Below are 21,660 nucleotides of genomic sequence, written 5' to 3'. Positions count from 1 at the left end.
AATGTTCCGTTACTCAAAAAAACATAAAGGGCCAGGGGAAACGGCGAGACTCCTATGGGAGGATAGAACAGGGTGAGATCCCGGAGGGCTAAAAGCCCGAGGAAGCTCACCGTTCGCCCATGGAAAGCGAGTCTTTCCCCAGGCCCGGTTCTCTATATTCAGGCAAACGGAGCAGGTTACTTATGTTTCTCTTTATTCAGGCAAATGGAACGGAATTCTCATATTTCTGTGAATGAAAGAAGTCCTTATCGGAGCATAGAGCAAGGGTATGGTTCCGAAAAGTATAAGCTCACTGTAATAGCAAGTGAACCCTTTGTGGAAAAGCATCCAGCCTACTGACTGGGTGCTTTCTAATTTTTTTGTCCAGGTTTTGAAGAATCTCTGTTTTCTTCTTTCAGGATCAACACAAAAGGAAGGAAGACAACGACAATAATATAGACAACTAAAATGATCTTAGCCAGGACATCAAATAAAAAATATATCGATAAGAAAAAGAAAAGTAATAATAGCAATGGAGTTAAATATGCGTAGAACATTCGTTCATCTCCTTTCTTTGATAGCATTTCCTATCGCATAAAATAAATGTGCTGGTCAAGAATAAGAAAAAGTTCTAAAGGGAGAGAGCGGCTGAGGAGTGTTAATGATGTGGAGGAACAGAAAAAAGGAGAAACAAAGTGAATTTATAAAAAAGGCAGAAATGAAGTCAGAGGAAAGCCTTGAAGAGCTATATAAAAACTTGAAAAAATCAAGTGACTTTAAATGCTACCAGGTGGGAAGTACTGGTTACCAGATTGCTTATTTTAATACACTGATTGATGATCACGTCGTTAACCAGCTGATCCTGCCCATTCTTAAAATGAGCACTTCTCCTTCCTTGTCAGATGCTAAAGCAAGTATACCTGTTCAGGAGCTGACAATTAGTCAAGATGTACAGGAGATAAAAAAGAAAGTAATGACAGGCCACGTACTGGTGAAATCTTCCGAGTCAAATTTCCATGTTCTAATTATTTTTGCTGCCAATAACCAAACGAGAGATGTATCTATTCCAGAAGTAGAATTCAGTGTGGTTGGTCCTAAAGAAGCCTTTGTAGAATCTATTAATGAAAATACACGTCTGATTAGAAAAAGACTTCCAATATCATCCCTCATGGTTAAAGAGTTAACGATCGGTACACTGACTCAAACGAGGGTAGGGATAATTTATATAGATGGAATCGCAAATCAGGAAAATGTAAATACAGTGGTTCAGCGTCTTAATAATATCGAATATGACCAGATCATTGACAGTTCCTTTATCACTCAAATGATTGCAGATAATTCTCATTCTCCTTTTCCCCAGTTTCTTGACACAGAGCGGCCGGATAGAGTGGTGGAAGGTTTAGTTGAAGGAAAGATTGGCATCTTAGTCGATGGCTCGCCCCATGTTCTTACTTGTCCAACAACAATTGTCGAATTTTTCTCAGCGTCCGATGACTACTTTTTACCCTGGCATTTAGCTTCTGTTTTTCGATTGATCCGCCTTTTTGCGGTTTTGTTTTCCGTATTGAGCACACCGCTTTATGTAGCCATTCTTACGTATCACCATGAGATGATTCCAGAAGAACTAATGACAACAATTGTTGCTTCACGGGCTGATATTCCATTTCCGCCGATTCTTGAAGTAATTATTCTGGAAATAGCTATTGAACTGTTAAGAGAAGCAGGAGCCCGTCTTCCTACAAAGATTGGTCAGACCATCGGTATTGTAGGAGGTATTGTAATTGGAACAGCTGCCGTTGATGCAGGACTTACGAGTAACGTCCTGCTTATTATTGTTGCTCTTGCAGCACTCGCTTCCTTTACAACGCCTGTTTATCAGATTGGCAATACGATTCGGTTAATTCGCTTTCCCTATTTGGTAGGGGCACAATTATGGGGACTAATAGGAGTATCTATGGTAATGGCTTTTTACATCGGCCATTTAATAAAGCTTAAATCGTTAGGACGTCCGTTTTTTGCCCCGATCTATCCTTTAAGATTCAGGGATCTGCGTGATGCATTTATCCGCCTTCCTTTCAGCAGACAGTCAGAAAGACCAGTTCAGACAAGCCCTGAGCAGGTTAAGCGGTTTGACCAAAATAAGGCCATAAAGAAGAGGGATGTTGATGAATAAAATTTCCCGTGCAAAGGCTGAACTTCCTGTATCAGAGAGGCTCCTCATTACGCCAATGTTTGTGTTTTTTATTATTCATTCGATGCAGGTGGGAGTAGGAATTCTGGGATTTGAAGGCTATATTGCAAAATATGCAGGATTCAATTCCTGGATTTCTATATTAATTGCAGGAGCTTTCCTCCATCTGATGTTATGGATGATTTATCAAATTCTCCAGGATAGCGAAGGAGACATTGTTTCTGTCCACCGTATAGTTTTTGGCAAATATATCGGCGCTGTTTTCAGCCTGTTGTTTAGTGTGTATTATCTTTTCCTCGCTCTTACGGTATTACGTACTTTTATTGAAGTTATTCAAGTGTGGGTATTCCCAAGTATACAAATAGAGATTTTCGCACTTGCTTTTATTTTGCTCGTTTATTATATGGTCATCGGCGGTTTTCGACTCGTTACAGGTTTATGTTTAATAAGCACAATTTTGACTCTTCCTCTCCTGCTGCTGAAATTCTTCCCAATAGAGGTGGGAGTAACAGACTATCTTTACCCAGTTATTGATGCGAGCATTCTCGATTTGCTCAAATCTGCGAAAGCCTCTATTCTAGGCTTTTTAGGAATAGAACTGCTCTTTATATTTTACCCGTTTATCAAAAAGCCGGACGAATCCAAAAAATGGGCTCATTTTGCGGTGTTTTATACGGTACTTATTTATTTAGTGACTGCTCTTGTCTCCTTTCTTTACTATAGTGAAGAGCAGTTAAAACACGTTACTTGGGGAACCATCTCTTTATGGAAAATTGTACATTTTCCATTCATAGAACGATTTGAATATATTGGTATTGCATTATGGGTGTACGTGATTGTCCCAAATATTTGCCTGGCATTATGGGGAGCCAGTCGTATCCCTAAAAGGATGTTTGTATCCAGCCAGAAGGCTTTTATTTGGCTGTTTTGTTTCCTCCTCTATATATTTACAGTGATTATTGACAGCAGACAGGGAGTCGAGAAGCTGAACGATATGGCGAATTTGATTGGATTTTACGTGCTTCTCTATATTCCTCTATTGTTTATTTTAATGAAAACGGTTGGGAAATGGAGGAAGAAGAATCATGCATAAGCGAATATTAGTAACCTTCATAGGATCAATAATTATATTAGCAGGCTGCACGGAAGTGAAAAGTGTTGAAGATCGGGCCATTGTCCAGATCTCCGGTTATGATTATAAGAATGAAGAAAACATTATAGGAACTGTTGCCATACCTCAATATGGAATGGACGGAAGCAGCAAAATTGAAGAAGTTATGCTCTCAGTAGAGGCAGGTTCATTAAATGAATTTGATACAAAAATAGAGAGAGAATCGTCCAAGCCTTTATCAATGGGAAAGCTAGCCGTTACTTTATTTAATAAAGAGCTGGTAGAAAAAAATAATATGAGGGAATTCATGGATGTATTAAGCAGAGACCCGCGTATAGGTAGAAACATCTATTTAGCCATAACAGAGGACAGCACAAAAGAAATATTGGAAGAAAAATACAGTCAAAATATAACGACTGCTCGTTATATTAAAGGAGTCATCGAAAATAACTCCACCCGAAATTTTCCGGAAACGAACCTGCATAATTACCTTTATGCCTATTACGGAGAAGGGATTGATGGATTTCTTCCTTATCTTTCCAAAGAGAATGGATCTGTGCTTTATTCAGGCATAGCTGTTCTTAAGCGGGGGAGGCTAGTACAAATTATTCCGGAATCAGAAGCTTTAACTTTTAAACTTCTCCGAGAAAGAGTGAAAGAGGGCAGGGAAAATATTAACTATAAAGATGGAAAAGTGGGTTTTATAATTACGGATTCAAAAGTTAAATACAAATTAAATGGCAGTCCGGAAAATCCGGAATTTAATGTTACCGTAAAAGCGGAGGCCTTTCTTAATGAGATGAAAAGGCTTGATATTGCCAGTGATAAAACACCTAAGCTGGTTAGTGATGTAGAGAAAAAACTAGAAAAACATTTCGAAAACAAAATGAACCATCTTATCACCCAATTTAAAGAGAACGAAACAGATCCGTTAGGACTGGGAGCCTTATATCAAAATCGGATGAAAGGGTCTGACATGAAAAAGTGGGAAAGGAAATATTCAAGTGTTCCAATAGCCATTGATGTAGATATTGAACTAAACGGAACAGGGATTTCTTATTAATCAATCCTAACCTGCACAGAGAATTACTCTATTATGAAAGGGCATGCTATTGGTAAAACCCTTGAATGGGGGAGATTCAATGAGCTTGCGACTAGTGGAAGTACATGTCCCTCCTTCTCACATTAAAGAATTCCAGAAACAGTTGGAAGACTTTTCATTTCAATCGTATTGGATAGAGAAAGAAGCGGATGGAAGAACTTTGTTTAGGATATTATTTAAAAACGATAAAGTCGAAGAAATTTTAAATGATTTAGAAGAAATTTCAAATATTGTCGATGGATTTGAGACGATTCTTATTCCCGTGCATGCTTATTTTTCAAAAGAATCCGTTAAAAGTGAAAGGGAAAAAAAACAGGAATCGGCTAAAGTTAAACGAGCAAGCCGTCACGAACTATTAACTACAGTAAAAACAAACAGCAGGATTACGTGGAATTATTCCTTATTAATTGTTTTGTCAGCTATTGTCGCAACGGTCGGATTTATAAAGGATAGTGAAGCTGTTGTTATTGGAGCTATGGTTATTGCTCCTATGATTGGACCGGTAATATCTATTGCCTTTACTTCTGTCTTGGGGGATTATAAGCTGCTCAGTAAATCAGCCTTAACTTTACTGGGGGGAGTAGGAGGGGTTGTAATGATTTCCGTATTTTTTGCTGCTTTTACACATATGGAACTGGAAACCAACCAATATTTAAGCCGGACAAAAGTAGAAGTAGCTGATATTATCCTTGGAGTTGCTTCGGGTGCGGCGGGTTCCCTGGCTTTTTTAAATCGCTTATCCGGAAATTTGGTAGGCGTTATGGTAGCTGTAGCTCTGCTCCCCCCGAGTGTTGCGTTAGGGTTTTCTATGGGAAACGGTGATTGGAATTTCGCCTACGGTGCTTTTTTGCTGGTAACAGTTAATATCATGTCAATTCTGCTGGCTGCCGTCATTATTTTTTCTGTGACAGGGATTCGACCTGTACTCTGGAAAGAAGTACAAAAAGCAAATGTCTCGCGGCCACTATCATTTATTTTTGTATTTACGATTATTTTAATTTTGGCCGTATTAATTGTTATTAGCGGGGGTGAATTTAATTTGTGAAGAAAAAAACAATTGATAAAATTTTCCGATAACTATATAATATATAATCATTAAGCAAAGGAGGTCACGACGATGAAAAAAGTTAAAATGGTTCCAAAGCGCAATTTAATAGTGTGTCGTGGCCCGGTAGTCCGTTAAAAGTGTATTAAAAAAGGGTTGCGTCTGTTCGTGACTCTATATGTATCTTTGTGTTCTAAAGCATACGGCGAGTACGTATGCTTTTTTGGTGTTTTGCGGGAAACCGCTTCACATAAAATTAATTGGCCAGGAGGAGAGAAAATGATGATGGAAATTTTTAAAAGGACAAAAGAAGAAGACTGGAAAGAAAGTGGATAGCTGTACTTGTATGTAGAGAGGATGATGGAATTTGTTTAATGTTTTATGGAAGTTAAGCTGGTTTTTTAAAGAATATCGAAAAAGTTACACGTTTGCTATCGCCGCTCTTATTGTGGTAAGTGCGATAGATCTGATTCCTCCTAAGCTGGTGGGAATGGCCATTGATGAGATGCAGTTCAATACCTTAACGTATGAGAGGATTGGAGAGCTTCTGCTCATTTACGGAGGCATTATCATCTTAAGCTACACTCTATCTTACTTATGGGATTACACGCTATTTAGCGGGGCTGCAACGCTTGAAAGAAGGATGCGTTCAAATTTAATGAACCATTTTTTAAAAATGACCCCAGGGTTCTTTAACCGCAACAAAACAGGGGATTTAATGGCCAGAAGTACCAATGACCTAAAGGCACTGACGATGACAGCTGGCTTTGGAATTCTAACTTTAGTGGATTCCACAATTTTTATGATTATGATCATCGCTATGATGGGTTTTACGATCAACTTTAAGCTTACCATCGCCGCCTTATTGCCGCTGCCAATTATGGCATATGTAATGAATCGTTACGGCAAAGTTATTCACAGCCGGTTCATGGAGGCTCAGAATGCCTTCGGTGAAATGAATAATAGTGTCTTAGAATCTGTAAGAGGTGTAAGGGTGATCAGGGCTTATGTGCAGGAAAGTCATGATGAGAAGACTTTTAACCATATGACCCAGGATGTATACGACAAAAACGTTAAAGTGGCTAAGGTGGATGCGTTGTTTGAACCGACGATCACAATTCTTGTAGGTATTTCCTATACGATTGGACTTGGATATGGTACGGCATTAGTTTTCCAAAATGTAATTACTTTAGGTGAACTTGTGTCCTTTAATGTTTACTTAGGCATGCTGATATGGCCGATGTTTGCGGTTGGCGAACTGATCAATGTTATGCAGCGGGGGAATGCTTCTCTTGACCGTGTCAATGAAACATTGAATGAAAAGCCGGATATAGTCTCACCTAAAGTGCCCAAAATTGTAGTGCATCCAGAAACAATAGAGTTCCAAAATGTCACTTTTAAGTACCCTGAAGCTGATGGAGAAGCCTTAGTTAATATAAGCCTTACAGTCAGACAGGGACAGACGATAGGAATTGTCGGGAAAACGGGAGCTGGGAAGACGACAATTCTTCGACAGTTGTTAAGAGAGTATCCAAGTTTTAAAGGTACTGTACTAATCAATGGTATGCCCCTAAATGAAATGGCACTTGATGTGACAAGAGGCTGGATCGGATATGTACCACAAGATCAGGTTTTGTTTTCAAAAACGATTAGAGAAAATATACAGTTTGGAAAAAATACGGCATCAGACGAAGAGATTTACCGGGTAATGGAATTGTCCTGTTTTCTTGATGATATTAAAAACTTGCCAGGCGGGCTTGATACTCTTGTTGGGGAGAGTGGTGTGACACTTTCAGGAGGTCAAAAACAAAGAGTAGCTATAGCAAGAGCCTTTATTATGAATCCGCAAATCCTGTTGCTTGATGATGCTATGTCGGCTGTAGACGGAAAAACGGAAGCTAGTATTTTAGAACAATTGCGAAAAGAGAGAAAAGGAAAAACTACTTTCATAGCAGCTCACCGATTATCAGCGGTCAAACATGCAGATCATATTATCGTTCTTGATGAGGGACAGATAATTGAAGAAGGAACACATGAAGAATTAATTCAGTTGAATGGCTGGTACAAAGATCAATACGAGCATCAGCAGCTGGAAGCAGAGGAGGCAGGAAAATGAGGACTCCTTCTACAGAAAAAAGATTAATGAATTATGCCCTTTTATTTAAAAAGCAGATTATCATTGGGCTTATTTGTGTTTTATTTGCCGTATCACTTGAACTCACCGGTCCTTTTATCGCAAAGAGGCTGATCGATGAACATATCGTAGGAATTGAAAATCAATGGTACGAAGTGAACGAAAAATCAGATCACACTGTTTCTTATAACGGTGCCCTTTATGTTCGTTCAGACAGGCTGGAGAATCTGGATAAGCAAGTATTGGCAGAAGCGACCATTCTTCAGGCAGGAAGGGATTATTATTTTATATCTGAGAAAGTACCCATCAGCGGCAGCCGCTCAGTCAATGAAGGTATAATGACGATTAAATCCTCGAATGGGGAAATTAGCGTCCAGGCTGTGAAGTTAAAGTTAGAGGAGCTTTACCGCTTCTTTGCTCCTGAACAACGGGCAATCTATTGGCTGCTGGCGATATATGCCGGGTTGCTGATTTTTGCTGCTTTATTTAAATATATTCATACATTCGTCCTGCAGAAAACATCAAACCGGATTATCCGTCAAATGAGAGATGACTTGTTTGCCCATCTCCAAAGACTTCCGATTAGTTATTTTGTAGACCAGCCAGCTGGAAAAGTTGTCGCAAGAGTGACAAACGATACAGAAGCAATTCGCGAGCTATATGTTAAAGTACTCACTACTTTTGTGACGAGCAGCTTTTATATGGCGGGGATTTATACAGCATTGTTTCTGCTTGATATACGACTTGCGCTGTTCTGTTTACTTCTTCTTCCTGTCATCTGGTTATGGATGAAGGCATATAAGCACTGGGGCGGAAGATATAATAAAGTTGTAAGAGCGGCTGTTAGTGATATGAACGGCAATATCAATGAATCTATACAGGGAATGTCTATTATTCAAGCATTTCGTCAGGAACAGCAGGTATCGACTGACTTTGAACAGCTGAATGAAAAACACTTTGTTTTTCAACGGAAGCTTGTAAGACTGAGTGCGTTAACTTCCTTCAACCTGGTCAATGTGCTTAGGAATTTGGCATTTGTCGCTTTTATTTGGTATTTTGGATCAGGATCGATAGGGACGGAAGGACTAGTAACAGCAGGTGTGCTTTATGCATTCGTTGATTATTTAAACCGATTATTCCAGCCTGTAACGGATCTCGTTAACCAGCTGCCTCAACTGGAACAAGCAAGAGTATCGGCAGGCCGTGTTTTTGAACTGCTCGATGAAAAAGGGGAAAAAGTAAATGGTGAAAAACTCCCCCGCTACCAGGGTCATATTAAATTTGAAGATGTCTCATTTGCGTACGATGACAAAGATTATATCTTAAAGAATTTAAACTTTGAAGTAAAGGCTGGAGAAACAGCTGCATTTGTTGGCCATACTGGCTCTGGAAAAAGTTCCATTATGAATTTACTGTTTCGATTTTATGATCCACAAAAAGGAAAAATTAAGATTGATGACGCGTCTATTAGTAACTTATCAAGACAGCAGGTTCGCAGTCATATGGGAATTGTATTACAGGATCCGTTTATTTTCTCGGGAACAATTTTATCAAATGTTACCATGAATGATTCAAATATTTCCCGGGAAAAGGCAATAGAAGCCTTAAAGGCTGTAGGAGCGGATCGTTTTATTGAAAAGCTGCCTGAAACATATGACTCTCCATTAAAGGAAAAAGGAAGCTCACTGTCGATGGGGGAAAGACAACTCATTTCATTTGCGAGAGCCTTAGCATTTAATCCGGCTATCTTAATACTAGATGAAGCAACCGCGAACATCGATACAGAAACCGAACAACTTATTCAGAAGGCACTCGAAGTATTAAAAAAAGGGAGGACCACTCTCGTAATCGCCCACCGTCTGTCAACTATTCAGCAGGCTGATCAAATCATGGTTCTCGATCATGGTACAATGATAGAAAAAGGGAACCACAGCGACCTTATGCAGTTAAAAGGAAAGTATCATCAAATGTATCAATTGCAGCAGGGAGCTGTTAAGCAGACTGCTGTTTAAGGGGCGGCTTTACATGACGGATCGGAATAAAAAGGATATCATTGATGAAGATTTATATGAGGACATTGATGAGGAAGAAATGAATGAAATCGTGCAGGAAGAAAGAAGAAAAGCGTGGGAACAGGCACAGGTTGAAAGAGAAAACCCTAAACCTAGACGCCCATTTCCCCGCTGGATTTTCTATTTGATTGCTTTTATGATGGCACTGAACGTGATTGCTGTTCTTCCCGGCACGTTTTCCATTCCGGCTGTCGACTTTCTCGTAACCTCTGCGAAACTGTCTGCAAATGAAGAAATTAAAGCGTATAAAAAAGCGGTGGTAACCATTGAGACTGGGCAAAGCAGCGGTACGGGTTTTTCAATTAATGAAAAAGGGACGATCCTTACCAATTACCATGTCATTGAAGGAGAAAGTCGGATTACTGTCGCTTTTCCAGAGAAAGGACTGTTTCAAGCGGAAGTGGAAGAAACTTACCCATCTATCGATTTAGCTGTTCTCAAGGTAGATGGCAAAAACCTTCCGCATCTTCAGCTAGCCGAGGAAACAAGTTTTGAAAAAGGGGAAGAATTCTTTTTTATAGGCAGTCCGTTAAATTTTAATGGCATTGCAAACAAAGGAGAAATCTTAAAATATACCAACCTTAACAGCTGGGATCAGCCGGTTCTAATGTTGGATGCGCCAATTTACCGGGGAAACTCAGGAAGCCCGGTTATTAATAAAGAGGGCCAGGTAATTGGGGTGGTATTTGCTACTCTTCATGATGATGAGGAGGGGCGCGTCGGTTTAGCTGTGCCAATTGATTATTATCACAAAAATAAATAAAAAAAGCTCCATTTCCGTAATCTGCTACGAAAATGGAGCTTTTTTATGCTTCAAAAGGCTCGTCATCCAGAACCGGAATAGGATGAAAGGATAAGATTTCAGCAAGATTAACGAGGCTTGTGCTCGTTTGCAGAATTTTATCGGAAGGTGATTCGTCGGGTAGACATATCGCACTCGGTTGAGGAGGGATGGTAAAGCCAAGCATACTTAGGGAATATAAGATAGATTCTGCTGCTGATCGTGCACCACCATCTCCATGGTCAGCAACAAGAACACCGGCCACTTTATTATAGAAGAGCTGCCGGCCCTTTTTATCTTTTATATCATAATACCCTTGCAGTCTTTCGATAATTAATGTAGCGATACTGCTTTGCTCACCTAAAGCAATCGGAGTGGCAACTAAAATAATATCTGTTTCAAGAATACGGTCAAATATAAAAGGCCAGTCATCATCTCCGTCAAGACTGTTCGTTATGCCGAACGTGATCTGGAAATCCCTTAAGTGAATGCGTTCAACGTCAATTTTCTCCTGCTGGAACACCGAAGCAGCCTGATTTATAAGGTTCTCCGTTTCGTTCTCCTGGCACCCTTTTTCAAGACTGCAATTAAGCAATAAGGCCTTCATCTCTTTTCACCTCCCAAAATTCGGATCTAAAAGAGGTTTAACCTTTTCTGAAAAAAATAAACACTTTCTATATTTATGATTCTTTAGACCTAGTTAAAGACCGTTAGTTATAAGTCTAGAGATAATAACTATTTATTAGGTAAAAAGAACTACTTTTTGAAATCATTATTTAACAAAATGTAAATACTGTGTGGTGGTATTTATTAGGGTAATTAAGTAAACTTATCATGGCTCGATACAATACAAACACTTACCTATTTATATAGTTGGGTTTATAGCTTCAGTTTTTAGAGGTTGATACTTCTTTGTAATCAAAATGAAATAATTTATTAAAAAACACCCAAAGAAAAAGTTTTTAAATCGAAACAATATGAGGGCTGAGGTGGTAAAGGTTGATGAATCGTCTGTTAAAAAATAGAAACACCTCCCTTGACGATCAAGTCGCTGCTGCCAAGCAGGGAGACGATAATATTAAAAATGAAATTTTAAAACAGTATCAACCTTTTATCGCCAAAAGTGTTTCTGAAGTGTGTAAACGCTATATAGATCCTGAGAGAGATGATGAGTTCAGTATTGGACTGCTTGCTTTTAACGAAGCTATTCACGCTTATTCGTGTGATAAAGGAAGCTCGTTTTTGTCGTTTGCAAAGCTTGTCATAAAACGTAAGGTGATTGATTATATCCGAAATGAGCAGAAGAGTCTTAAGGTTATTTCACTGGATGATGAATATTCCGATGATGAACAAATGGAGAATCCGTTGGAAATTCAAGCAGCCAAAGACCGATATGCTCTGGAAACAGAATCCTGGTACAGAAAAGAAGAAATTATTGAATTTCAAAGGGAACTTCAAAAATATAATCTCACCTTTCACGAATTAACGGAATCTTCACCCAAGCATGTAGACGCAAGAGAGTCCGCTATTGAGGTAGCCCGGACGGTTTATAATGACAATGCACTGAGACAGCAGGTACTTGAAAAAGGCCGGCTTCCTATGAAGGATTTAGTCAGCCGTGTAAACGTCAGTAAGAAAACTCTTGAAAGAAACCGTAAATTCATCATCGCCATGGTTCTCATTTTGTCTGGAGACTATGTTTACCTCAAAGAGTACTTAAAAGGGGTGGGTATGTGAGAAAAGGTATTGTAATGGAGCAGTCAAAAAAATTCACTATCGTTATGACCTCTGAAGGTTCTTTTCTTAAAGCCAAGCGGTTAAAAAATGCCGAGATTGGAATGGAAGTTTACTTCCAGGCTTATGAACCAGGTTCAATGATAGGTAAATTTATGCTCATCCACCGTTTGAAAATTGCTACAGCAGTTTTGGCTCTTTTGCTGTCAATGTTTCCAACTTATCTCTGGCATGAAGGCAATAAAGCTTATGCCTTAGTGAACATGGATATCAATCCTAGCGTGGAAATGAAAGTAAATGAAAAAATGAAAGTTATTGATATTCAAGCTTTAAATGAAGATGCCGAGGAAATGATCGCAAGCCTGGAAGATTGGAAAAAGAGCTCTGTATCAAAAGTAGCTCTTCAAATGATTAAATTCAGCAGGGCAGAAGGCTTGTTGAATAGTGAGCATCAAGTGCTTATAGGTGTCAGCTACTTGGAGGGAACGAGTGACTTAGATTTCTCTGACCAGATTGAAAGTTACTTAGACGAAAGAATGCAGGATATTTTGTTAGCTTCTTATACGGTGCCTGATACGGTTAGAGTACAGGCAGAGGAAGAAGGGTTCTCTGTAAATGAAATTATGGCACGCAAAATAGAAAATGAAGGTGATCTGGATAATAACCAAAGTGATCAGCCGTCTGTATCTTTAGAAGAAGATGATAAAGAAATTATTCAATCGTTTTATAATGAAAATGACTCGACTAAAGATACAGAAGAACAAGATGAAGAAGAAGTGGAAATTCCTGCTGATACAAGTCGTCTGGAAGAGCCGACGGCAGTTCCCATTCCCTCTCCTCCCAAAACTGCAAGTAAAGAAGGAAAAGAAGCAAAACCTTCTCAGAAAAAGAAACATCCAAATAACTCAGACAAGAAGGAAAAGGCTACTAAGCCTCCTTCTCATGCTGATTCACAGCCTAAAGATAATCCGGAAAAAAAAGATAAACAAAAATCAGCTGAGAATAAACAAAAGAAAGCTCCCAAAGAAAAGTCTCATAAAGAAAAGAAAGAGAAACCTAAAGGTAAAGAGAATCCTAAAGGTAAGAAAGAGGATTCGAAAGGAAAGAAGGAAAATCGCGGGAATGAATCTTCACAAAGAAAAGGCAAAAAGGATAAGGAAAAAAATCCTTCTTCAAAAAACGCTAAAAGTTCTCATGGTAAATCAAATAAGCAGGAGAAGCACCCGAATAAGCCATAATCTTATCAGGGTGTTTTTTTAATGGCAAAATAGTGAATATATAAAGTAAGGATAAATATTAATGGGTAATTTAGACTAGAACTTAAGTAATTATATTGAAGTTATTTTTAAACAAAATCGTATAAAAGTAGACAAAAACTTGAACTATTGAGTACGATAAGATCAACGAAGAGTTTAGAACCATATAGAAAGGACTTGTATTATGTCTAAGCTTGATTTGTCTCAATTTGAAAAAAAAATGATTGTTAGAAATACTCAGGATCAGGACATTGAACAAATTTTTAAACTTCAGGAAGCGTGCTTTCCCAATATGGAACCGTGGAAGCGAGAGCATTTAGAAAGCCATCTCCGCCATTTCCCGGAAGGCCAGTTCGTGGTAGAATTCGATGGTAAAATTATCGGCAGCTGCTCGAGTTTAATTGTCAATTTTGATGAATATGATGATAAGCATACTTGGGATGATATTACGGACGAAGGATACATTACAAACCATGACCCTGACGGCTACAATTTGTATGGGATTGAAGTGATGGTACATCCAGAATACAGGGGTATGAAGATTGGCCGCCGTCTTTATGAAGCGCGTAAAGACCTGGCTCGGGAATATAATCTCAAAAGTGTAATTATCGGTGGGAGAATTCCTAACTATCATAAATACGAAAATGAAATGTCGCCAAGAGAGTATGTAGAAGAAGTAAGAAGTCAGAACATTTATGATCCGGTGCTGACCTTTCAAATTATGAACGGTTTTTCCGTAATGAGAATTAACCCAAATTATCTGCCAGACGATAAAATGTCTTCAAAATACGCAACGCTTATGGAATGGAATAACATCGACTATCGTGCCCGTACAAAACGGCATTTTAAAACAAGCCACCCTGTCAGAATTATGGTCATTCAATATATGATGAAGAATATTAATTCCTTTGAAGAATTCAGTCGTCAGTGTGAGTATTACGTTGATGTAGCCGCAGACTACGGGTCGGATTTCGCGGTTTTCCCAGAAATATTCACTACGCAGTTAATGTCGTTCCTTGAGGAGAAAGTACCTTCGAAAGCTGTTCGCCGTTTATCGGAGTATACGGAAGAATATATTGAGATGTTTACACACCTAGCAGTAAAATACAATGTAAACATTGTCGGAGGTTCTCATTTTGTCGAAGAAAATGAGAAAATCTACAATATCTCCTATTTGTTCAGAAGGGATGGCACGATTGAAAAGCAGTATAAAATTCATGTTACACCAAATGAACGGACTTGGTGGGGAATTCAGCCGGGAGATGCAGTTAAAGTTTTTGATACGGATTGTGGAAAAATCGCCATCCAAATTTGCTATGATATTCAGTTCCCGGAATTAGCTCGCTATGCTGTGGATCAGGGTGCGAACATTATTTTCGTTCCTTTCTGTACAGATGACCGTCAAGGATATTTAAGAGTACGCTACTGTGCTCAGGCACGTGCAGTAGAAAATCAAGTGTATACGGTCATTGCTGGCACCGTTGGGAACTTAACGCAAGTGGAAAATATGGACATCCAATATGCTCAGTCCGGTATTTTTACACCGTCTGATTTTGAATTCGCTCGGGATGGTATTATAGGCGAATGTAATGCCAATGTAGAAACTGTTGTGGTAGGAGATGTGGATCTGGAAATTCTCCGGAGGCAGCGTAAATCAGGGACGGTGAGGCAGCTGCGTGACCGAAGACGAGATTTATTTGAGTTGAATTATAAAGTAAACACGGAATACAAACCGGAACGGACGTAAAGAAATCACCCGTGTTTATCAATACGGGTGATTTCTTATTTAATAATACATCTCAGCGGCTGTCGTAGCATGAGCATGGTCTATATAGTGTAATAAGTTTTCGTGGCTTAGATACAGCTCGGACTCTATTGTAGAGTAATGATAAGCATGGAGAAAAGATTCAATTTTCTTAGCCAGAAACTGATCTTTAGTTCTCACCATAAGAACGAGAAGATCGTCCCACTGTCCCCATATCATAAAATGGAGTGCTTTTTCGTAATCATCTGGGTTCATACATTCACTTCCTTTAAACAAGGAGTGTTTTTATTATCTCCCGTGGGGGTAACAAAAAACAGAGAGTTCCTCACAATAATGGAAAAATCGACAAACAGCTCTACTGCTATTTTTGCCGTCCGGGCATTAGTGCCTTAAACATGCTGTCAGGTAAGGGAAGGGGAATTTTTAGACATGTCAGAGAGACATTGGATGATGGGGAGTATAGGAAGTCTTTGTTTATTTGCAGCCTTTTTGCTGCTTAGCTTTATCACTTTTGGCAATAGGGTCATTATTACTTTAGCAGAAATTATCGGTATACTTACTCTCATTTATACAGGTACAGCCATTTATTACATAAGAAATAAAAAAAAGTGGCTGCTGATTGCAACAGCCGCTTTCTTAATACCTTGGCTGATCTATTCCATCGGTTATGAGATTGGAATTACTATGAGTACGAATCTATATGGTATATGGTTTGTTTTATTTTATGCGGTTATGATTGCTTCATTTATATTTATGAAAAAAAGCTACCCAAGAATACAGGGTCTTTATAAATTATTTCCGGTCTTTTTTATATATTTTAATTCAATGTTATTGCTATACATGGCTGCTTTAAATGTGTGGTGGCTGCTTCCTCGTTGGTGAGCGGGATCTATATTAGAACTCCTTTAATTTGGGGTTCTTTTTTTCAGTTTCCCCAAAATGTATCTGCAGATTATTGGTTTTTCGCTCTTGTATATTTTATACCCCCTTACACATACTACGGTTACAAAAAAGTAAGGAGGGAATTAAACAATGAAATGGAAACTAATCACAGCAAGTTTGCTGGCTGCAATATCTCTTACGGCATGTCAGGCTGAGCAGGGTACTCGTGATAATAATGCCAATTATGATGGTGTAGAGAATACCCGTTTCGAGCGTACAAGCGAACAGGATAATAGCGAAGCTCCACAAAACAATCAGTATGATAACGACCGGGGCATGCAGCACAATACCAACTATGAAGTGGCTAAAGAAGCTGCGAATAAAATTGAAGACCAGGTGAAGGGCATTGATAATGCTTATGTCTTAAAGACACGTGACAACGCTTATGTGGCTGCATCTTTAAAGAACAAAAATGGTCAAGCTGAAGAACTTCCGAATGAAGTAGAAGATCAAATTACAAAAGTTGTAAAAGGTACAGATCAGGATATCAATAATGTATATATCTCTACAAACCCTGATTTTGTAGATTTGACAAATAACTATGTAAATGATGTTCAGGAAGGCAGACCTGTCCAGGGATTCTTTCGTCAATTCGGTAAAATGGCAGATCGAATTTTTCCGGGACACCAAGGATAATACAAAGCCAGGAACCTTTTAAAAGGGCTTCCTGGCTTTATTTGTTCTATTTGATTTATGAAACAAGTTCATTTTACTCCTTTATACCTCATATAAATAATTATGAATTTAAAGGAGGGGGCAACTTGAGGGCACAGGATCACACTAAATTGCAGAAGGCTATTGAAGAGATCACAGAGATCGCTGAAGGATTTGGACTGGACTTTTACCCGATGCATTATGAAGTTTGTCCGGATGACATAATATATACTTTTGGTGCTTATGGGATGCCGACAAGATTTTCTCATTGGAGCTTTGGAAAGCAATATTACAAAATGAAACTACAGTATGATTTAGGATTAAGCAAAATTTATGAACTGGTCATTAATTCAAATCCTTGTTACGCATTTCTTCTTAACTCGAACAGCTTAATACAGAATAAATTGATCGTTGCTCACGTATTGGCCCACTGTGACTTTTTTAAAAATAATGCGCGTTTTCAAAATACGAAGCGCGATATGGTAGAGAGCATGGCGGCAACAGCCGAGCGAATTGCAAAGTATGAAAAGAAATACGGCAAAGCAGAGGTTGAATCATTTCTTGATGCTGTGTTGGCTATTCAAGAGCATATTGATCCTTCACTTGTAAGACCAAAGCTTTCCTGGCAGCCAGATCAGCCGGAAGATACCACTAAGAAGCGAAGAACTCCGTATGATGATCTTTGGTCCATTGGCGAATCGCCTGAAGAAATAGAGTTTAAAAAGACGAGAAAGATACCGCCACATCCTGAAAAAGATTTACTTCTTTTCATCGAACAGTTCAGCCGTGAGCTTGAAGACTGGCAGTGCGATATTTTAACAATGATGCGGGAAGAGATGCTGTATTTCTGGCCGCAGCTTGAAACGAAAATTATGAACGAAGGATGGGCTTCTTACTGGCATGCCCGCATAATCAGGGAATTAGATTTAACGAGTGATGAAGTTATTGATTTTGCCAAGTTAAATGCCAGTGTTGTCCAGCCGTCAAAAACACAGCTAAACCCTTATTATTTAGGATTGAAAATTTTTGAAGATATTGAAGAACGGTATGATAATCCCACAGAAGAAATGATCCGTCATGGAGTGAATCCCGGTTCTGGTCGTGAAAAGATGTTTGAAGTCCGCGAAGTAGAATCTGACCAAAGTTTTATCAGAAACTATTTAACAAAAGAACTTGTAAGGCGCGAGGATCTATATTTATTCCAAAAACAAGGGAATAAATATAAAATCACCGATAAAGATCATGAGGCTGTGCGAGATCAACTCGTAACTATGAGAGTAAACGGCGGTTTTCCATACATTACTGTTGAAGATGGCGATTATATGAAGAGTGGGGAGCTTTATTTAAAACATCACTTTGAAGACGTAGAACTCGATTTAAAATATTTAGAAAAGACACTACCTTATGTTTATCAGCTGTGGGGACGCCCCATTCACATAGAAACAAGGGTAGAGGAGAGAGACGTGGCTTTCACCTATACAGGTAAAAAAATCCAGAAAAAATACTTGTAGAAAATATTCCTCTGGGAAGACGAGACTTCTATTATGTATGTTTATTTTTTGGTAAACTAGTCGTAATACAGAGTAACCCAGAGGAGGATGTTCATAATGAGTGTCTATAACTATTTGCTAACTCAAGAAGGTTTTGTGCATAAAGATGATTTAACGTATCCTTTTGAGGAACGCGGGCTTCAATTTGGTGACGGGATTTACGAAGTGATCCGTGTGTATGAAGGAAAGTATTATTTAATCAAAGAGCACGTAGATCGGCTGTTTCGTTCGGCAGAAGCAGTGAAAATCAAAGTGCCGTTTACAAAAGACGAATTGTACAACCGTCTGGATGAACTAATCACGAAGAATGATATACAGACAGATGCTAAAGTGTATCTACAGATTACACGTGGATCTGCGCCAAGAGACCATGCTTTTCCTACAGGAACGCAAGCTAATCTTTATGCATATGCTCAGGACCTATCTCGTAAAACAGAGCAGATGAAGACAGGAGTAAAAGCCGTGTCGAAGGCGGATGTCCGGTGGGAATGGTGCTACATTAAAAGCTTGAACCTGCTGCCAAATGTTATGGCAAAGCAGGAAGCAAGTGAAGCAGGATGCTTTGAAGCTATTCTCCATAAAGATGGAGAAGTAACGGAGTGTAGTTCTTCAAATATTTATCTTGTAAAAAATGGAGATATCTATACTCACCCGCCTAAGAAAAATATTCTCCATGGGTGTGTAAGAATGAGAATCGAGCAGTTTTGCAAAGAGGAAGGCATTTCGTTTATCGAAGAGTCATTTCAATTAGAAGATATTCAGTACGCTGATGAGCTTTTCCTTTCAAGCAGTACAGCTGAAGTAATGCCTGTCATAGAAGTGGATGGTATTAAGGTGGGAGATAGTCATCCCGGTCGTATAACCCGAAGAATGCAGGAGAAATACGAAATGGATGCCGGCGTCAAAGGCACTATCTTCGCCAAGTAGAGCAAGCTGCTCTTTATGTGATATAATGGCCCTGTTTCAATAGAACAGGAGGGCTGTTATGGGAAAAGTACAATTGGAAATGGATCAAGAACAGTATCAAAAGCTTGTAGAAGCCGTTTTTCTAGGTACTTGGATGGTCAATTCCACAAAACTTGAGCTCGATGAAAATTTTGAAGAAATAAGAGAGCTCATTCTCTCTAAATATAAAGAAGCCGGACTAGAAGATAAGGTTTCTTATCAGCAAGCCTTTGATATTCATGAATTAAATAGAGAATATGAAGAACAGCTGTTTCAGAAGTATATTGATGAATACGAAGAGCACAGCTTCTGGGATATGCTTATCGAAAAAATGTCTGAGAAGCAGCTGAAAGAAGAGTATGGAGAAATTTCTACTCCGTTATCAGATGATATGGTTGAGCGGAGACTGCATCTTGAGGAACAAATTGCTCAGGAAGTAGAGGAAAATGGAATCACACGCTTGGATTTTAATAAGAAATAAATGCAAAAGAGTGTACGGCTAACGTACACTCTTTTGTAATTTTTTTAGGTTCTTTTATTCTCGCTTAAATAGGAAAATCGTCGTTTCCCTCGGCCCTTTGCGTTTATTAAAGTAAAGAAATATGGAAAAGTGATAATAATTTCGATAGAAAGTTGGAGGAAATACCGATGTTCCGTTTACCTTGATAAAAAGAATCGGGCCAGGGGAAACAACTAGCTTTCTATGGGCGAACGGTGAGTTTCCTCAGGCTAAAGCCTTCCGGGATCTCACCCTGTTCTATCCTCCCATAGGAGTCTCGCCGTTTCCCCTGGCCCTTTATGTTTTTTAGTGTAACGGAACATTAAATTAAGAGGTCAAAGGTAGAAGTTCTTCCTCCAAATATAGTGTTCCGTTTACACCATCAACGTTAAAGAGGCTGGGAAATGGCGAGACTCCTGCAGGGAGATGGAGCCAGGATGAGATCCGCGAGTGTAACGAGCTAGCTCATCGGCTCCCCGCGGAAAGCGAGCTATTTCCCAGCCGCTTTTTTCCTGCCCCAGTGAACGGAACAGCCATTCTCCTTCATAGAAGGGGGGTCAACCAAGGGAAATGGCGAGACTCCCAGGGAGGTAGAGCCATGGTGAGATCCGGGAGTGCAAGGAGCTAGCTCATAAACACTTGGCTTAATGCAGAAACGCTTGAATTTATTAAAAACAGAAGACTTCCTCTATTCTTTGAAAGGAGTTTATGCATTTCGTACACTCTTTTATTATATTGACTTTTTTATGTGTGAAAATTATGATAAATATATGAGTATTTTTTCCTGTTTATGTAACATGGGATTATTTGTGTATTATTGGTTAATATAGGAATGGGAAGTCCGTTTGGTTATATAAATCAAACGATTCTTATAAAGAAAAAAAGGGAGGAATATCTATGTTAAAAAAGAAAGGATTTCTACTCTTCGCTCTTTTGTTAACTCTTTCGCTTGTGCTGATGGCCTGCGGAGGCGGAACAGGTGGTGGTGAAGGCGATGAAGCAGAAGGAGAAGGAGACGGACAGCAGTTTGTCCAGATCCTAACGGGCGGTACGGAAGGAACATACTATCCTTTAGGAGGAACTTTTGCTCAAGTACTAAACGATAACTTAGATAATGTAGAAGCCAATGCTACTTCTACTGGAGCTTCTGTGGAGAATATGAATGCGATTAACGATGGAGATGGCGAGATTGCCTTTACCCAAACTGATATTGCTTCATATGCTGCCAATGGAGAAGTTATGTTCGATGAACCTAATGAAAATTTCGGAGCTATTGGGACTTTATATCCTGAAACTATCCAAATTGTAACAACGAAAGACAGTGGCATTGAAAGCATTGAAGACTTGAAGGGTAAAACCGTTTCAGTAGGTGCTCCCGGATCAGGTACGAATGCAAACGCAGACAACATCCTTGAAATCCACGGGTTGGATATAAGTGAAGATATTAATGCGCGCGACTTAGATTTTGGTGACTCTACTACAGGCATCCAGGATGGTACGATTGATGCCGCATTTATTACTTCTGGTACACCAACAGGAGCTGTAGAAAGCCTTGCTGCTACAGTAGATGTAAACATCGTTCCTATTGAGGCGGATAAAGCCAAGGAATTGATGGACAAGTACAGCTACTATTCCGAAGATGAAGTGCCTGAAGGAACTTATGGTTTAGAATCTGCTGTTCCTACAGTTGCTGTACAAGCAATGCTTGTAGCTCACAAGGATTTGAGTGAAGACATGGTATATGAAATGACGAAAGCTATTTTCGAAAATACAGATAAAATCTCCCATGCTAAAGGAGAAGAAATTTCAGCTGAAACTGCCCTTGAGGGAGTCGGTGTTGATATGCATCCAGGTGCACAGAAATACTTTGATGAAGCAGGAATCAGCGCTGATTAATGCA

General features: G+C 39.2%; 19 protein-coding genes. 16 read left to right on the top strand and 3 right to left on the bottom strand.

Annotated elements, in window-relative coordinates; translation table 11 throughout:
* Nucleotides 1-350 precede the first annotated feature (350 nt).
* Nucleotides 351-536 carry a hypothetical protein gene (locus B7E06_RS15080; RefSeq protein WP_082234785.1) on the bottom strand — a complete coding sequence of 62 codons (186 nt, stop codon included), beginning with the start codon at nucleotides 534-536 and terminating at the stop codon, nucleotides 351-353.
* 104 nt (nucleotides 537-640) lie between these two features.
* On the opposite strand from B7E06_RS15080, the gene B7E06_RS15075 reads away from it, so the two are divergent.
* The 7 genes from B7E06_RS15075 to B7E06_RS15045 all read left to right on the top strand — a co-directional run bounded on the left by B7E06_RS15075 (nucleotide 641) and on the right by B7E06_RS15045 (nucleotide 10,397).
* Entirely contained in the window at nucleotides 641-2,152 is a 1,512-nt protein-coding gene (locus B7E06_RS15075; protein ID WP_082234784.1) for a spore germination protein, read from the top strand.
* Entirely contained in the window at nucleotides 2,145-3,263 is a 1,119-nt protein-coding gene (locus B7E06_RS15070; protein WP_179134064.1) for a GerAB/ArcD/ProY family transporter, read from the top strand. Before B7E06_RS15075 ends, B7E06_RS15070 begins: the two co-directional genes overlap by 8 nt.
* Nucleotides 3,256-4,344, top strand: a complete 1,089-nt coding sequence (locus B7E06_RS15065; protein WP_082234782.1) for a Ger(x)C family spore germination protein — start codon at nucleotides 3,256-3,258, stop codon at nucleotides 4,342-4,344. Before B7E06_RS15070 ends, B7E06_RS15065 begins: the two co-directional genes overlap by 8 nt.
* A gap of 79 nt (nucleotides 4,345-4,423) precedes the next feature.
* A complete protein-coding gene (locus B7E06_RS15060; protein ID WP_082234781.1) occupies nucleotides 4,424-5,428 on the top strand; it encodes a TIGR00341 family protein in 1,005 nt (334 codons plus the stop codon).
* A 367-nt stretch (nucleotides 5,429-5,795) separates the two neighbouring features.
* Nucleotides 5,796-7,544, top strand: coding sequence for an ABC transporter ATP-binding protein (locus B7E06_RS15055; RefSeq protein WP_082234780.1), 1,749 nt, complete (start codon nucleotides 5,796-5,798; stop codon nucleotides 7,542-7,544).
* Nucleotides 7,541-9,574 carry an ABC transporter ATP-binding protein gene (locus tag B7E06_RS15050; RefSeq protein WP_082234779.1) on the top strand — a complete coding sequence of 678 codons (2,034 nt, stop codon included), beginning with the start codon at nucleotides 7,541-7,543 and terminating at the stop codon, nucleotides 9,572-9,574. Before B7E06_RS15055 ends, B7E06_RS15050 begins: the two co-directional genes overlap by 4 nt.
* Nucleotides 9,575-9,587: 13 nt before the next feature.
* Entirely contained in the window at nucleotides 9,588-10,397 is an 810-nt protein-coding gene (locus tag B7E06_RS15045) for a S1C family serine protease (RefSeq protein WP_082234778.1), read from the top strand.
* A 43-nt stretch (nucleotides 10,398-10,440) separates the two neighbouring features.
* Here the strand turns inward: B7E06_RS15045 and B7E06_RS15040 are convergent, their stop codons facing one another.
* Nucleotides 10,441-11,022 carry a flavodoxin family protein gene (locus B7E06_RS15040; RefSeq protein ID WP_082234777.1) on the bottom strand — a complete coding sequence of 194 codons (582 nt, stop codon included), beginning with the start codon at nucleotides 11,020-11,022 and terminating at the stop codon, nucleotides 10,441-10,443.
* A gap of 395 nt (nucleotides 11,023-11,417) precedes the next feature.
* Between B7E06_RS15040 and sigI the strand changes: the two genes are divergently transcribed.
* The 3 genes from sigI (at nucleotide 11,418) to B7E06_RS15025 (ending at nucleotide 15,152) form a co-directional block, all read left to right on the top strand.
* A complete protein-coding gene (gene sigI / locus B7E06_RS15035) occupies nucleotides 11,418-12,152 on the top strand; it encodes an RNA polymerase sigma factor SigI (protein ID WP_425432200.1) in 735 nt (244 codons plus the stop codon).
* Nucleotides 12,149-13,387 carry an anti-sigma factor domain-containing protein gene (locus B7E06_RS15030; protein WP_082234775.1) on the top strand — a complete coding sequence of 413 codons (1,239 nt, stop codon included), beginning with the start codon at nucleotides 12,149-12,151 and terminating at the stop codon, nucleotides 13,385-13,387. The genes sigI and B7E06_RS15030 overlap by 4 nt, the downstream gene beginning before the upstream one ends.
* A gap of 202 nt (nucleotides 13,388-13,589) precedes the next feature.
* Nucleotides 13,590-15,152 (top strand): GNAT family N-acetyltransferase, encoded by a 1,563-nt coding sequence (locus tag B7E06_RS15025; RefSeq protein ID WP_082234774.1) that lies wholly within the window; start codon nucleotides 13,590-13,592, stop codon nucleotides 15,150-15,152.
* Nucleotides 15,153-15,191: 39 nt separating this feature from the next.
* Here the strand turns inward: B7E06_RS15025 and B7E06_RS15020 are convergent, their stop codons facing one another.
* Nucleotides 15,192-15,425, bottom strand: a complete 234-nt coding sequence (locus tag B7E06_RS15020; protein ID WP_082234773.1) for a YhdB family protein — start codon at nucleotides 15,423-15,425, stop codon at nucleotides 15,192-15,194.
* Nucleotides 15,426-15,599: 174 nt separating this feature from the next.
* On the opposite strand from B7E06_RS15020, the gene B7E06_RS15015 reads away from it, so the two are divergent.
* From B7E06_RS15015 to B7E06_RS14990, 6 genes are all read left to right on the top strand, one after another.
* Nucleotides 15,600-16,052, top strand: a complete 453-nt coding sequence (locus B7E06_RS15015; RefSeq protein WP_082234772.1) for a hypothetical protein — start codon at nucleotides 15,600-15,602, stop codon at nucleotides 16,050-16,052.
* 150 nt (nucleotides 16,053-16,202) lie between these two features.
* Nucleotides 16,203-16,748, top strand: a complete 546-nt coding sequence (locus B7E06_RS15010) for a YhcN/YlaJ family sporulation lipoprotein (protein WP_082234771.1) — start codon at nucleotides 16,203-16,205, stop codon at nucleotides 16,746-16,748.
* A gap of 125 nt (nucleotides 16,749-16,873) precedes the next feature.
* Complete coding sequence (locus tag B7E06_RS15005) at nucleotides 16,874-18,277, top strand: SpoVR family protein (RefSeq protein ID WP_082234770.1); 1,404 nt, start codon at nucleotides 16,874-16,876, stop codon at nucleotides 18,275-18,277.
* A gap of 96 nt (nucleotides 18,278-18,373) precedes the next feature.
* The gene (dat, locus tag B7E06_RS15000; RefSeq protein WP_082234769.1) at nucleotides 18,374-19,243 is read left to right on the top strand and encodes a D-amino-acid transaminase; all 870 of its coding nucleotides are present in this window, start codon (nucleotides 18,374-18,376) and stop codon (nucleotides 19,241-19,243) included.
* Nucleotides 19,244-19,301: 58 nt separating this feature from the next.
* Entirely contained in the window at nucleotides 19,302-19,742 is a 441-nt protein-coding gene (locus B7E06_RS14995; RefSeq protein WP_082234768.1) for a hypothetical protein, read from the top strand.
* A 915-nt stretch (nucleotides 19,743-20,657) separates the two neighbouring features.
* A complete protein-coding gene (locus B7E06_RS14990; protein WP_082234767.1) occupies nucleotides 20,658-21,656 on the top strand; it encodes a TAXI family TRAP transporter solute-binding subunit in 999 nt (332 codons plus the stop codon).
* Nucleotides 21,657-21,660: the final 4 nt, after the last annotated feature.

The organism is Halobacillus massiliensis, from assembly GCF_900166625.1.
Classification (GTDB): Bacteria; Bacillota; Bacilli; order Bacillales; family Halobacillaceae; genus Halobacillus_A; species Halobacillus_A massiliensis.
This window is presented reverse-complemented; position numbering and strand designations above follow the sequence as displayed.